This is a genomic window from Litchfieldella rifensis (genome assembly GCF_042646605.1).
Lineage (GTDB): Bacteria > Pseudomonadota > Gammaproteobacteria > Pseudomonadales > Halomonadaceae > Litchfieldella > Litchfieldella rifensis.
In genome coordinates this window covers 42,738-56,852 of the sequence record NZ_JBHRUG010000031.1, presented here as the reverse complement: position 1 = coordinate 56,852, position 14,115 = coordinate 42,738, and the positions used below count along the sequence as shown (strand labels likewise).

Here is a 14,115-nt window from a genome sequence, read left to right as displayed (position 1 = left end):
ACAAAGATGACGACACTTCCCCCGGCTGGCCGCGCTGCGACCACAAGCACGGCCGAGCCATGATGGCTCGGCCGGAGAGAGGAGGATTCAGGTTCTGGGCAGCGTCACCCCACGCTGGCCCATGTACTTGCCGCCGCGGTCCTTGTAGGAGATCTCGCAGACCTCGTCGGATTCCAGGAACAGCATCTGCGCCACGCCCTCGTTGGCGTAGATCTTGGCCGGCAGGTTGGTGGTGTTGGAAAACTCCAGGGTCACATGCCCTTCCCACTCCGGCTCCAGCGGCGTGACATTGACGATGATGCCGCAACGCGCGTAGGTCGACTTGCCCAGGCAGATGGTCAACACATTACGCGGAATACGGAAATACTCCACGGTGCGCGCCAGGGCGAAGGAGTTGGGCGGGATCACGCAGACGTCGCTCTTGATATCGACGAAGCTCTTCTCGTCGAAGCTCTTGGGGTCGACCACCGCCGAGTGGATATTGGTGAAAACCTTGAACTCGTCGGAACAGCGCACGTCGTAGCCGTAGCTGGACGTCCCGTAGGAGATGACCCGCTCGCCCTCCACGTACCGAACCTGGTCGACCTCGAAGGGCTCGATCATGCCCTGGCTTTCCGCCATGCGGCGAATCCATTTGTCGGCTTTGATGCTCATGGGGCGTCCTTGAATACGGCGGGGAATTGACGAAATAAGGGCCGTTATCATAACGGCCCTTCTGCACGGCGAAAAGCACCACGTCACTCGTCGAATGAGATGGTCGGCCCTTCGTCCCCCTGGCTCTCGACGCCCTCGGTCACCGACCGAGCCACGGCCCGGAAGGTCCTGGCCACCTCGCCATCCGGTTCGGAGATCACCGTCGGCCGGCCCCCATCGGCCTGCTCGCGAATCGCCATGGTCAGGGGAAGTTGCCCCAACAGCTTGGTCTGGTACTGGTTGGCAATACGTTCGCCTCCCCCCTCGCCGAAGATCGGCTCGCTATGGCCGCAGTTCGAGCATACGTGCAGGCTCATGTTCTCGACCACTCCCAGCACCGGCACATTGACCTTGCGGAACATCTCGATGCCCTTGCGAGCATCCAGCAGCGCGATGTCCTGGGGCGTGGTGACGATCACGGCCCCCGACACCGGCACTTTCTGTGCCAGGGTCAGCTGGATATCACCGGTGCCCGGCGGCATGTCGATGAACAGATAGTCCACGTCATCCCAGGCGGTCTGGTTGAGAAGCTGCTGGAAGGCACCGGACACCATGGGCCCACGCCACACCATGGGCTCGGTCACATCGACCATGAACGCCATCGACATGGCCTGAATGCCATGGGCCTCGAGCGGTTTGAACTGGTTCTCCCCTGCCTGCTGTGGGCGCACGCCCTCGCCGATGCCCAGCATCTGCGCCTGACTGGGACCATAGATGTCGGCATCCAGGAGGCCTACCCGATACCCTTCGGCGGCCATCGCCAGGGCCAGGTTGACGGTCACGGTAGACTTGCCAACGCCACCCTTGCCGGACGCCACGGCGACAATATGCTTCACACCTTCGATCACGGTTCACTCCTGTCTCGGACTTCATGGGCACCCGCAGCCCGTCATGCCCGACAGGCTACCCGATGCCTTGCTTGCCTGCAGTATAACCCGCCGCCGCGGCCGATAACCAAGTGCGACGCTCAACTTTGCCCAAGCCGTCGTCCCTGGCCTAAGCTGAAGAAAATTCCCTGGAACCCGTTGATACCCATGTCGTTCAAGGACCGCCATGATGCCGGGAAACGTCTGGCCGAGGCGTTGTCATCCTATCGCCAGACACCCGACCTGCTGGTACTCGCTCTGCCTCGGGGCGGTGTACCGGTGGCCTGGGAAGTGGCCCAGGCGCTAGATGCCGAACTCGATGTGCTGGTGGTGCGCAAGCTGGGCGTCCCCTGGCAGCCGGAGCTCGCGATGGGCGCTATCGCCGGTAATGGCGTGCGCGTATTGCACGATGACATGGTTAGCTCGCTGCGTATTCCCGAGGACGAGATCGAGGACATCGTGCGCGACGAGACAACGGAGCTCAAGCGCCGCGAAGCGTCCTATCGCGGCGATCGCCCGAAACCACGCATCCAGGACCGTACCGTGATCGTGGTCGACGATGGCCTGGCCACCGGAGCTACCATGCAAGCCGCCGTTCAGGCACTACGCGAGCAATCGCCGGCACGCATCACTGTCGCCGTTCCCGTCTCGCCCCCCGATAGCGCCGATGACATGAAACGTTACGCCGATGAAGTCGTGTGTTTGATGCAGCCACCCGGTTTCGGCTCGGTGGGACAGTGGTATCAGCACTTCGGTCAGACCAGCGATGACGAGGTGAAAGAGCTGCTGGGAACTGCCTAGTGGGCTTTTGGCCGGGCTTGCCCTGACCGGCTATCGCGCCTACACCTTGAGAATGGACGCAACCCAAGCAGACAGGATGCCGTCCAAGGGGCCTTTATCGGTCGTCCGATTCCTGGGGCTGGTCATCCTGGGGACGGTGATTGGCGCTATCGCTGCGCTCTGTGCGGTGGGGTTCGTCGCTGCGGTGTTGTGGCTCAACGATGTCCTGCTGATCTCGCCGCGCAGCCGCATGATGTTCGCCCACCCCGGCATCCTGATCGCGACCACCATTGCCGTGCCCGCCTTGGGGGGCCTGATCGTGGGTCTCCTGCACCGGCAAATCCCCGAACACCGCCCGCATAATCCTGCCGATGTCATCGCTGCCGTACAGACCCGTCGCGGCCGCCTGCCGGCCAAAGCCGGAGGCCTGTCGGCACTGAGCGGCCTGGTCTCGCTGGGCGCCGGAGCCTCGGTTGGCCAATATGGTCCGCTGGTACACATGGGGGCAACCCTGGGATCGCTGGGTGCCCGCTGGCTGCGCCTGGGGCGCTCGGACGACAACATCACCATCGCCTGCGGCGTGGCGGCGGCCATCGCGACGGCTTTCAACGCCCCATTGGCCGGTATCGTCTTCGCCCATGAGGTGGTGCTGCGCCACTATGCCCTGCGCGCCTTCGCGCCCGTGGCTGCGGCCGCCCTCGTCGGCTACGTGATCGCCACCACCGTGCTCGAGCGCGGAGCCCTGTTTCACGTCACCGACACTGCCATTCCCCCGCCCTGGGAGTTCGCCGTCTTCATCGCGGTCGGTGGCTTGGGAGCCCTGGTGGCCGGTGCCTACATGCGCTCGATCCTGGGCGTCGGACGCTTGGCCGAGCGCTTGCCCCTCAGCCCCGCCCTGCGTCCGGCACTGGCCGGTGCCTTGCTGGGGCTGACCGCGCTGTGGGTACCGGATATCCTCGGCATGGGCCAGGAAACCCTGCGCTTCGCCACCATCGCCGGCGCCTTCGGCAGCGTCGAACTGGGCGTCGTGCTGGTGCTCAAGATCGCCGCCACGGCATTATGCCTCGGCATGGGATTCGGTGGCGGCGTCTTCAGCCCCGCCCTGGTGGTCGGCACCCTGTTCGGAGCACTGTGCGGCACCCTAGTGGGCGAGCTGGCCGGCGTGCCCCGAGACACCTTCGTATTCTACGCCGTATGCGGCATGGTAGCCGTCACTGCGCCGGTGATCGGTGCGCCTCTGACCAGCTTGCTGATCGTCTTCGAGCTGACCGGCAGCTACGCGCTGACCACCGCCGCACTGGCCAGCGTAACGCTCGCCAGTCCCATCGCCGCGCAGCTCTTCGGGCGGTCACTGTTCGATATCCAGCTCAATACCCGCGGTTTGGACCTCTCGGCCGGCCGAGGTCGAGCGGTGCTGCAGAAGGCACCGGTACGCCATTACCTGACCCGCGACTGCGTGATATTGCCTCCCCAGGTCAGCGTCACTGCGGCGGTGACCACCCTCTGCCATGCCGGTCACGGTGAGGCCCATCTGATCGATCGGAATGGTCGTTACCAGGGCAGCGCCACTCTCGCAACCCTGGAAGCCGCCCGCGAAGATGGCCATGGTCAGGACGCAGCCAGCGAATACGCGGAACCAGAGCGTCCGGTCTTGAGAGCGGATACGTCGCTCTGGGAAGCCATGGCTCGGCTACAGGACTTCACCGGTGAAGCCATTGCCATTGTCGACGACACGGCCGACGCGCCTTTCCTGGGAGTGGTCTACGAAGCGAGCATCGCGCGCGCCTACCTGCAACACAGCAATGAACTACGGCAGGAAGAGCATGGCACGAGTTGAGCGAGGTTATCGGATAGCGCTGATCGTGCTGTTGGCCAGCCTGACAGCACCGGTGGGAAGCAATGAGCACGCTTCCTTGACCGTGCTGAGCTGGGGAGGCGCCTATGAAACGGCCCAGCAGCAGGCGCTGTTCTCCCCTTTCAGCGATGCCACCGGCATGGCAGTCGAGGTCGCCCGCTATGACGGCGGACTCGACGGTTTGCGACACGCCGTCGATAGCGGCGACGTGCCATGGGATGTGATCGACATGACTCGCAGCGATGCCCTGGCTGCCTGCGAGGAAGGGCTGCTGTTGCCCCTGGAAGCGTCGTTGGTGGAACCGGCCCCGGACGGCACGCCACCTGAGCAGGACTTCATTTCCGGCGCCTTCGACCGTTGCAGCATCACCCATACGGTTTTCGCCACGGTGGTGGCCTACCGGCGCGACGCCTTTCCCGGCAAGCGCCCCACCTCGATCGCCGATCTCTTCGACCAGCAGCGCTTCCCCGGGCCTCGCGCCCTGCAGCGCACACCGGTGGCAAACCTCGAATGGGCGCTTCTCTCCTATCGTGTGCCTCTCGAGGAGCTCTATGGTCTGCTCAGCACCCAGCGTGGCCTGCGCCTGGCGCTGAGCCGCCTGGCGAGTCTCGACGACATTCATTGGTGGGAGGCAGGCGATGTTCCGCCGAAGTTGCTTGCCGATGGCGAGGTGGTGATGGCCTCGGGCTACAACGGGCGTTTCTTCGATGCCATGGTCAATCGCGACGTGCCCATCGAGATTCTGTGGGACGGCCAGGTGCAGGAACACGAAACCTGGGTCATCCCGCGCGGTAGCCGCCATCCCGAAGCCGCCAGGGACTTCATCCGCTTCGCCACCAGCACGGAGCGGCTCGCCGAGCTCGCCCGTCGCATCCCCTATGGTCCGGCCCGCCACTCAGCCGCCATGCAGGTCACCACCCATCACGGCAGCGGCAGGGACATGCGTCTGCATATACCCACCCACCCGTTGAACGCCGAACGCGCCGTGACCAAGGACGATGACTGGTATGCCCGCACCCATGAGCGTGTCTCACAGCTCTTCCATGAGTGGTTGTCGCCGTAATCATCGAACGGGATAATCATCATGTTACGTTACCCTGAACCGACAACCCCGGCTAACGTTGAAGTCCCCCTTTGACCTGGGACAACCATGACAACATGCTGGCATGGTCGTCGCTTTCCTGAAGAGCCCACGTGACCAAGAGCCGTCGTCGCCCCTTTCCACCACCCCTTTACCATGCCTGGGCCTGGCTGTTGGTGTTATTCGCTTCCGCGGCACAGGCGGGGCCTCACACACTGGGCACCGTGGGGATTGCCGACTTGGAGCATCGGTTGCTGCGCGCACCGACCGCCTTCTTGATAACCGAGGAACTCTCTAGCCTGGAAGACATCATCCCTCGTGATTTCAGGCCATTGACCCGCCAGCACGTCAACCAGGGCATCAGCGACCGCACCTTTTGGCTCCGGCTGCGCCTGAGCAATGCTGGCTCGTCCGAGGACCGCGGCTGGGTGATGCACCATGAAACCAGCTACCTCGACAACATGACGATCTATCTCGCCGACGCCGGCCAGCCGGTCCAACGCATCGCGCTCTCGGACCGGGTGCCATTCCACGACCGCCCCTTCGGCTACCGCAAGCTCGCCTTCGACCATACGACCCCGGCCGGGGAATGGACCGATCTTTATCTACGCCTCCACTTCGACGAGGCCGACTCCATCAGCCTCAATGTCCACCTCTGGGAGCGAAAGGCGTTCGAGGACAGCGTGCGTTGGGAGAACCTGCTGTACGGCGGTTACTTCGGCATCATGCTGACCTTGATATTCATCACCTTCCTGTTCACTTTCGTGATGCGCGAAGCAACCTACCTGTACTACGGCCTGTTCCTGATAGTCAGTGCCTTGATGTGGGCCCTGATCAACGGTTATGCCTTCCAGTATCTCTGGCCCGCGGCGGTCTTCTGGCACAACGAAGGCTTCCACATTCTTTACCTGCTATTCAGCATCGCTGCCCTGCAATTCTCACGAGCCTTCCTGCACACCCGCCGGTTGTTCCCTCGCTGTGATCGCGTGATACTCGGCTGCCAGGCTGTCATGGCCCTGGGAATCGGCATGCGTTTCGCCGGCGAATACGCGCTGGTCCTGCATCTCGCCTTTCTCGGCCTGTTGATCCCGTCACTTCTGCTGCCGGCGCTTGGCTGGTCGTCTTACCGCCGGGGTGTGAGCTATGCCCGCTGGTTCGCTATGGCCTGGCTGTTCTACTCGGTCGGGCTGATCGCCAGCCTCGCCAGCGCTTACAGCAGTGTCTTCTCGTGGGGCATGGAGCCTCTCATCTATACCCAGATAGGCGGGCTGGTGGAGTCGCTGATGCTACTGGTGGCCTTGGCAGAGCGCTTGACGGTACGCGAAGGGGACCGCCGCAAGGCCATCCTGCTGGCCACCCAGGATCCGCTCACCAATCTGGGCAATCGCCGCCTGTTGGCGCAGGAATATACGACCCGGCAGCAAGGCTTCCCACAGCAGCGGATACCGACCTACTTGCTGTTGATCGACCTGGATCACTTCAAGGCCATTAACGACACCTTCGGCCACGATGCCGGCGATTGCATCCTGAGGGACCTGGCCAGGATTCTCAGGCATCATAGCCGCGTCAGCGATGTCTGCATTCGCCTCGGTGGCGAGGAATTCGCCCTGCTGCTGCAAGTCCCCGATCAGGAAACCGCACGTCAGGTGGCGGAACGCATTCGCCAGGAGTTCGCCAATACCCCCACCCACTACCAGGGTCGCAGCATTCCTCACACCCTCAGCATCGGCCTCTGCGCCGCCTTGACAGACACCGAGCAGTTGAGCCTGCAGGACGCCTTGATCCGTGCCGACAATGCGCTCTATCGAGCCAAGGCCAGTAACCGCAACTGCACGATCCTCCATGCCTAGAGGGGACACCGGCTCTTCTCGTCAGCCTATCGAGATTGCGTCGCCTCCTCGGTACCGACTTCCATGGTATTCAATGCTTGACGCCATTCGGCCAACTGGGCGTCGAGGCGATCGAGTTGATCGCGGCGTGTCTGCGCACGCTCGGTCAGTTCGGCAAGCCGTGTCTCGGTGCTCTCCAACTCCCGTTGGGTTCCTTCGTACTCGTTCAACGTCTGCTCAAGGCCCTTCTCGACATGGTCGAAGGTCTGCTGGGAGGCTTCTATCTCGGCATCCAACGCGTCCCGCCGGGTTTCGCGCTCTTCGATCTCGGCATCCAATGACTCGAGGCGCGACTCCCGATCCTCTATCTGGCTTTCCAGTTCGGTAAGGCGTCCCTCGGCCTCGGTGCGAGCGGCCTCGATCTCGTCGAGCGCTGCCTGCGCTTCGTCGCGCGCCTGTAGAGCCTCGTCGCGAGCCTGCTGGGCCTCGCTGACCTGCCCTTCGAGCGTCTCGAACTCCGTCCGATGCTGCGCGTATCGCTCCTCGATCTCGGTCAGCCGTGCCTGCTGCTCCTCGATCGCTGTCTGCTGCGTCGCCAGGCGCTCTTCGGTCTTCGCCAGTTGGTCTTCGACATTGGCCAATTCAGCCTCGGCGGAATCCCGCCGCTCCTGTAGCGTCTGGAGCTCGGCCTCGGCCTCCTCGATGCTTGCATAGCGTTCGCTGAAGGTATCCACCTCCTGGGATAACGCTTGATTCTCGCCTTCCAGTGTCTCGACACGCGCTTGCAGTTGATCCCGCTCTTCGCGAGCCGAATTGGCATTGGCGCTGACGAATAGCGCATAAATGACCGCTACTATCGCAATCGCACCCAGGACGCGAACGCGATTGTCCTTGGATAGCTCGGCCATCGATATATTCGGCATGGGACTCCCCCCGACTTGATTACGAAACGATACCGCCCGATACAGGCGGTATCAAAAGGTGACTCCACTCTCAGCATAGTCCGTTAACGCAAACACGGTAGCACGCTACATCTCCTTACCTCTCACCGACAAAAACCCAGCGTCATCGCCGTCCTTTACTCGATTCCGCTCAGTTGCCAGGGGTTGGCTGTGATCGGTTCAGCCCCCTGCTCGGTGACGCGGACGGTATCGCTGCAGCCGATTCCCCATTGCCCAGGCAGACGCAGGCACAATGGCAGGTGAAAGACCATGCCGACCTCGAAGCGCTGCATCTGACCGCGGGCGATGAAGCCCGACCCTTCGACCCATGAGGGGGGAAACTGGGCGCCGACGGTATAGCCGAACACGCCGGAAAAGAAGGCCTCCGCGGCCACGGGTGCCAGCACCTGCTCGCCGGCCCGTGCCGCGTCATCGAAGCGTTGCCCTGGCCGCATCGTGTCGAGCAAGGTCGCGTAGAGGCGCTGGCAGATAGCGAAGACGGCCTGCATCTTCTCGGCAGGACGCCCGGCGACTACCGTGCGCATCATCGGTGCGGTATAGCGCTTCCAGGAGCTGCCGAATTCAAGAAACACCGGGTCGCCTTCGGCGATGCGGTGACGCTGGTGGTTGGTATGGATGATACTGATGCGCCGGCCGGTGGTAACGATCGGTTGCATGCTCATGAATTCGCTGCCGGCCTCATGCATGGCCCGAGCGCCAACAGCGGCGATCTCGCTATCGGTGATTCCTGGCCGCACCGCTGCTGCCGCGGCCTCGATGCCGAGCCCGGTGATCCGTGCGCTCTCGGTCAGGCAGTCCAGTTCCGCAGCGCTCTTGACGATACGGACCCTGTCCATCAGCGGCCCGGCATCCACAAAACGATGTCCGGGCAGGCGTTCGAGCAGGTCGCTCATCACCCCGAATCGCAGCGACCCGTGCCAACGGTCGATGCCTATCCGTGAGCCACAATCGGCGAGCACCTCGGCCAGCGGCAGCAGCACCTCCTCGACGCCCTCCCAGCGATAGTCGAGAATCTCGTCGACACGCGTGCAGGCTACCGCTGGCCCGGTCTCGATCGATGGCACCTGCAGCACCTGACGTTGTGGTGTGAATACCAACGCCGTGTGTACCGCCACTTCGAAGGTGTTGTAGCCGGTCAGATAGTAGATATCGGACGGGTCGGTGAGCAGCAGCGCATCCAGCGACTCGGCACGCATCGCCTCGCTGAGCGCCACGTGCCGGCGCTGGAACTCGGACTCCGGGAAAGGGCATTCGCTGCCGGCCAGGGTATTCTGCAACATGGCGCGATAGTCGTGATGGTTCATGAAGCCTCCGCACGGATGAACGCTATCCCCAATATAGCCACCCGATACGATACGCGGTTCGTGGCCGTCAACGGGGCTGCCCAGCTGGCGACCTTGTCACGTAGCCACCTGTTCTGACCAGGTTCTTCTTGCTCTCGAGAGCGCTGCCTGTCGCTCAGATCGCGTACCCCTTAATTTCGTGCCTGTCGCTTTCTGAACATTTTTGCCGAAAGCCGCGTCGTAAACAGCATGGAGCACGGCAGCATTCACTTCCACACTGCTTTTTGAGATACGTACTCGTTGAGCAGGAGGACTGCCGTCATGAGTTCGCGCCACCCCACCACGTCAGCCAGCGATAGTGTCATCCCGATGCCTGGAACCGATGCCATCGTCAAGAACTTCACCACCCACCAATGCCCGTCGGTCGACCAGCGCGAACGTCGGGTACCTGTCAACCTGCGTCAATCCGGTCCCACGCCGGTCGAGATGCTGATCTCCACGCGGGTACGCAAGTCTCCCTATTGGCACCTGTCCCATCAGGCGGGATGTTGGCGGGCTACCGTCTATAACCGGGTCTATCATCCCCGTGGCTACGTACGCCCCGAAGACGGCGGCGCCATGGTCGAATACGATGCCCTGGTCAATGACGTCACCCTGTGGAACGTGGCGGTAGAGCGCCAGATCCAGGTCAAGGGGCCCGATGCCCTGGCCTTCGTCGACTATGTGATCACCCGCAACGCCTCGGCCATCAAGCCGATGCATGGCAAGTACGTGATCCTGTGCAATGAGGACGGCGGCATTCTCAATGACCCGGTGCTGCTGCGGGTTGCCGAAGATGAGTTCTGGTTCTCGATCTCCGACAGCGACCTCGAATGGTGGTTGAGAGGCGTCAATGTCGGCAAGAGGTTTAACGTCAGCATCGGCGAGATCGATGTCGCACCGGTCCAGATCCAAGGCCCCAAGTCCGAGGCACTGATGGTCGATCTGGTCGGCGACGCCGTGCGTCATATTCCCTATTACGGCTTGATGGAGGCCAAGGTCGGCGGGCGCGACGTGATCATCTCCCAGACCGGCTTCACCGGCGAGAAGGGCTACGAGATCTACCTCAAGAACGCCACCCTCTACCCCGACGATATGTGGAACGCGGTGCTCGAGGCCGGCAAGAAGCACAATCTCAGGGTCATCGCGCCGGCCCACCATCGGCGCATCGCCGCCGGTATCCTGTCCTGGGGACAGGACCTGGATCAGGAAACCCTGCCTTTCCAGTGCAACCTGGGGTACCAGGTCCCGCGCCAGAAGGACGCCGACTACATCGGCCGTGCCGCCCTGGAACGGGTGCGCGCCGAACTCGACCAGGGCCGTTACCCGTTCCGCAATGTCCTGGTCGGCATGGTACTCGGCGGCAATCCGATCGACGATTACGCGCCGGATTTCTGGCTGATCTCCGACGAGAACGCCGGCGACCCGGTCGGTTATGTCACCTCCCCGTGGTACTCGCCGGAACTCGGCACCAATATCGCCATGGGCTATGTGCCGGTGGAACTACAGGCTCTCGGCACTCGCCTCAAGGTCTGGCTGCCGGATCCCTATGCCGAGACGCCGGGAGTCCCGGTGGATGCCCAGGTGGTCGAGATGCCGTTCCGTACCTCGGTGAACCCCAACGCCCGTGAAGTCGCCAGAGCCAGGGGGCAAGATGCTTCAAGCTGAACATGCCGACAGCGAACCGCTCGAAGCGAGGCCCGCGGCGGCGGAGACGGGCACCCTAGAGCGGCAAATCCAGCAGTTGTGCCACGGCTGGTCGCTGGAGGTCACGCCGAAGACCGCCGCGTATCTCGAAACGATCGAGTCACCGCCGGCGGCGGGCACCCAGGTGTATATCACGCACCTGCCCGGCCAGCCCTATGCGAACGTCATCGCCACCGCGGCCTGGCTCAAGGCCCATGGCTACGACCCCATTCCACATCTGGTCGCACGCGCGGTGCCGGACCGTCAGACACTCACCGACTGGCTAGACCGGCTGACACGCGAGGCCGGCGCCGATGCGGTATTGCTGATCGCCGGTAGTCTGGCCACGCAGCTCGGTCCTTATGCCGACACCCTGGCCCTGCTCGATGACGTCTCGCTGGCCGAGCACGGCATCCGTCGGCTGGCGATCGCCGGCCACCCGGAGGGACATCCTCACGCCGACGAGGAGACGCTCGACCAGGCTCTGGTGGCCAAACTCGCCCATGCCGAACGGGAGGAGCTCGAAGCCTGGCTGGTCACCCAGTTCCTGTTCGATGCCGAGCCGTTGCTCGACTGGTGGCAACGGCTGCGGCATCAAGGTATCGAGGTTCCTGTGCGTGTCGGCCTGCCGGGACCGGCGAACCTGGCCACGCTCTGGAAATACGCCCTGTCCTGCGGCATCGGCGCCTCGGTGGCCGCGCTGCAGCACCAGGGCAGCCGCATGTTCCAACTCGCGCGCCCACGGCCGCCGGTCGACCAGGTCCTGGCACTGGCCAGCCATGCCGACCGGCACCTGAGGCTGCATTTCTATCCTTTCGGTGGCATCGACAAGACCCTGGCCTGGTGCCAGGCACTGGAAGCGGGCCGTTTCCGGGTCGATGCCGAGCACCGCAACATCACCGTGGACGCCTGAGGAAAATCGCCTATGGGGCATTCGCCTCCTCGATATGCCAATCCGACAACCAGGCCAGCCCACTGACCTCGAAGCCCAGCATCTCGAGCCACTGGGCGGTGACCACGTTCGACTGGTGCATCAGCCAATAAGGACGGGGATAGGAGACGAATTCCAGATCATAGCTAGGATGATAGGTCAGGGAATCACGTTGCTGGTCGAAAATGGCATCCAGGTGGCGTTGCAGGTGCGTCACCCGCGTCGCTTCCGCTTGCAGTAGAAAGACCTCCTCGACGCCCTCCGGCGCGACCTGATCAGGAAAGGGTGTCGGGTCGGTATCCGGAAACACCTTTCGCCCCAGAGTCCCCCGGGTCGGCCACAGCATCGCCGACATGCCCGCCAGCACGCCACGGCGGTCCTCGGCATACCAGCGCCACTCCCCATAGGCATAACGCACCACGCCCTCCTCGCGCGGCAACACCAGGCTGGAATGGCGGCCATGATCGACCAGATAGAAATCGACCGGGTCGTTCAAGTCCGACGGAGGGATCAGACGGCCGGCACAGCCGGCGAGCAGCAGCAAACCGAGCCATCCACCCAAGCGTAGAGCACGCCTCACGTCAGACACTCGGGAAAAAACCCAGTGATACGCTATTTGGCATGCACTCCCGGCCTTCTCAAGACTGCGCTCAGAAGCGTTCATTGTCCTTTAACGCCAGGTTATTCACCTTCGTCTTGCCTAACAGCTTTAGCAGAAAATTGCGGCAGGAGCGCAGCACGGGATACAGCCACCGTGCCCGCCGGGAAGAGCGAAAGATCCAGTAATTGATACGATTGAAGGCGTCGGTACGGCTGCTCATCAGGGCCAGGACATGAATGGCATCGTCGCCGTAGTAGAGCCGGTCACCGATCTTCAGCACCATGCCCTGATCGATATCCAGCCCCGCTGCGGTGATCTCGTCCCTTATCTCGGTGTCCTCGCGAGCATCCACCAGGGTGAGCGAGCCCACCGAGTCGCGCAACCGCACCAGGCGGCAGTAGTGGTCGCAGAACGGGCACTGCTTGTCGTAGACCAGCAGCATCTCTTGTCGGGTCATCGCTAAACAACTCCTCCCTCGATGCACCATCGATGATCATGGTATCGCATCCTGCCCGGGGCCTATCATGAGCAGGATACCAATGCCGATGGCGAGGCTTCGACGATGGCAGGACAATTGGGCAGGGACTGTCAATGAACCGGCACCACCCGATCCCGGCCACACTGACGGGACGCACCCTGCACTTCGCGCTCCGCGTACTGGGAGCCTTCCTGCGCAACCGCGGCATCCTGCTGGCGGGTGGTCTCGGCTACAACATTCTGCTGTCGATCGTGCCCTTGTTCGCGCTGATCTGCGTCATGCTGACCCATGTGGTCGACGAGCAGCACCTACTCAATGTGATGTCCATCCAGGCTCGGCACCTGGCGCCGGCCCACGCCGAGGTGCTGCTCGATGCGGTGCGCGCGATACTCGACTCCCGCGACGTGATCGGCGTGGTCGGGACCCTGGTGCTGCTGGTATTCAGTTCCTTCGCCTTTCGCATGCTGGAAGATGCCATGGCGATCATCTTTCATCAGCCCGATGACTCCACCAAACGCAGCATCTGGGTCTCGGCGCTGCTGCCCTACGCCTTCATGCTGGTATTGGGAGTGGGGCTGCTGGCACTGACGTTGATCGTGTCGCTGGCCGATGCCCTCAACGATCTGGTGATCGCCATCTTCGACCGCGAATTGCCCCTGGCGGGTGCCTCGGTGGCACTACTCAACCTGTTGAGTTTCATCGGCATGTTCGTACTGTTCAGTGCCGTCTACAAGGTGTTGCCGGTGGTCAGGATCTCCTTGCATCGCGCCTTGGTGGGCGGCTTCGTGGCGGCCCTGCTGTGGGAGGGAGTACGACTGCTGCTGGTGTTCTATTTCGCCCACATCTCCTTCGTCAACGCCGTTTATGGCTCACTGGCGACCATCGTCATCCTGCTGTTGAGCCTGGAAATCGGTGCCATCATCCTGCTCCTGGGAGGGCAGGTGATCGCCGAGTTGGAGCGCAATGCCAAGGCCGGACTGCCCTGGTATGTCGACTCTCGTCGACAAGCCGTTACGTCTGTGGAATAGGCG

General features: G+C 62.8%; 13 protein-coding genes. 7 read left to right on the top strand and 6 right to left on the bottom strand.

Annotation, left to right across the window (positions count from 1 at the left end; translation table 11 throughout):
* Positions 1-87 precede the first annotated feature (87 nt).
* A complete protein-coding gene (gene dcd / locus ACFOEV_RS15945; RefSeq protein ID WP_386775706.1) occupies positions 88-654 on the bottom strand; it encodes a dCTP deaminase in 567 nt (188 codons plus the stop codon).
* A gap of 83 nt (positions 655-737) precedes the next feature.
* Positions 738-1,538 (bottom strand): iron-sulfur cluster carrier protein ApbC, encoded by an 801-nt coding sequence (apbC, locus tag ACFOEV_RS15940; protein ID WP_386776319.1) that lies wholly within the window; start codon positions 1,536-1,538, stop codon positions 738-740.
* Between the two features lie 189 nt (positions 1,539-1,727).
* Between apbC and ACFOEV_RS15935 the strand changes: the two genes are divergently transcribed.
* The 4 genes from ACFOEV_RS15935 to ACFOEV_RS15920 all read left to right on the top strand — a co-directional run bounded on the left by ACFOEV_RS15935 (position 1,728) and on the right by ACFOEV_RS15920 (position 7,125).
* Positions 1,728-2,360, top strand: a complete 633-nt coding sequence (locus tag ACFOEV_RS15935) for a phosphoribosyltransferase (RefSeq protein WP_386775704.1) — start codon at positions 1,728-1,730, stop codon at positions 2,358-2,360.
* Positions 2,361-2,436: 76 nt separating this feature from the next.
* Positions 2,437-4,176: a chloride channel protein gene (locus ACFOEV_RS15930; protein WP_386775702.1), complete on the top strand. Its 1,740-nt coding sequence runs from the start codon at positions 2,437-2,439 to the stop codon at positions 4,174-4,176.
* Positions 4,163-5,257, top strand: a complete 1,095-nt coding sequence (locus tag ACFOEV_RS15925) for an extracellular solute-binding protein (RefSeq protein WP_386775700.1) — start codon at positions 4,163-4,165, stop codon at positions 5,255-5,257. Before ACFOEV_RS15930 ends, ACFOEV_RS15925 begins: the two co-directional genes overlap by 14 nt.
* Positions 5,258-5,388: 131 nt before the next feature.
* Positions 5,389-7,125, top strand: coding sequence for a sensor domain-containing diguanylate cyclase (locus ACFOEV_RS15920; RefSeq protein WP_386775698.1), 1,737 nt, complete (start codon positions 5,389-5,391; stop codon positions 7,123-7,125).
* A 26-nt stretch (positions 7,126-7,151) separates the two neighbouring features.
* Here the strand turns inward: ACFOEV_RS15920 and ACFOEV_RS15915 are convergent, their stop codons facing one another.
* Both ACFOEV_RS15915 and ACFOEV_RS15910 read right to left on the bottom strand, forming a co-directional pair.
* Positions 7,152-8,027: a hypothetical protein gene (locus ACFOEV_RS15915; RefSeq protein ID WP_386775696.1), complete on the bottom strand. Its 876-nt coding sequence runs from the start codon at positions 8,025-8,027 to the stop codon at positions 7,152-7,154.
* A gap of 155 nt (positions 8,028-8,182) precedes the next feature.
* Complete coding sequence (locus ACFOEV_RS15910; RefSeq protein WP_386775694.1) at positions 8,183-9,370, bottom strand: M24 family metallopeptidase; 1,188 nt, start codon at positions 9,368-9,370, stop codon at positions 8,183-8,185.
* A 300-nt stretch (positions 9,371-9,670) separates the two neighbouring features.
* Between ACFOEV_RS15910 and ACFOEV_RS15905 the strand changes: the two genes are divergently transcribed.
* Both ACFOEV_RS15905 and ACFOEV_RS15900 read left to right on the top strand, forming a co-directional pair.
* Entirely contained in the window at positions 9,671-11,056 is a 1,386-nt protein-coding gene (locus tag ACFOEV_RS15905; RefSeq protein WP_386775693.1) for a glycine cleavage T C-terminal barrel domain-containing protein, read from the top strand.
* A complete protein-coding gene (locus tag ACFOEV_RS15900; protein ID WP_386775691.1) occupies positions 11,043-11,987 on the top strand; it encodes a hypothetical protein in 945 nt (314 codons plus the stop codon). Before ACFOEV_RS15905 ends, ACFOEV_RS15900 begins: the two co-directional genes overlap by 14 nt.
* A 10-nt stretch (positions 11,988-11,997) precedes the next feature.
* On the opposite strand, the gene ACFOEV_RS15895 is transcribed toward ACFOEV_RS15900, so the two are convergent.
* Together ACFOEV_RS15895 and ACFOEV_RS15890 are read right to left on the bottom strand one after the other, a co-directional pair.
* Positions 11,998-12,585: a hypothetical protein gene (locus ACFOEV_RS15895; protein ID WP_386775689.1), complete on the bottom strand. Its 588-nt coding sequence runs from the start codon at positions 12,583-12,585 to the stop codon at positions 11,998-12,000.
* Positions 12,586-12,655: 70 nt separating this feature from the next.
* Positions 12,656-13,063, bottom strand: coding sequence for a DCC1-like thiol-disulfide oxidoreductase family protein (locus ACFOEV_RS15890; RefSeq protein ID WP_386775687.1), 408 nt, complete (start codon positions 13,061-13,063; stop codon positions 12,656-12,658).
* Between the two features lie 134 nt (positions 13,064-13,197).
* Here ACFOEV_RS15890 and ACFOEV_RS15885 point away from each other — a divergent pair, with 134 nt between their 5' ends.
* Positions 13,198-14,112 carry a YihY/virulence factor BrkB family protein gene (locus tag ACFOEV_RS15885; protein ID WP_386775684.1) on the top strand — a complete coding sequence of 305 codons (915 nt, stop codon included), beginning with the start codon at positions 13,198-13,200 and terminating at the stop codon, positions 14,110-14,112.
* Positions 14,113-14,115: the final 3 nt, after the last annotated feature.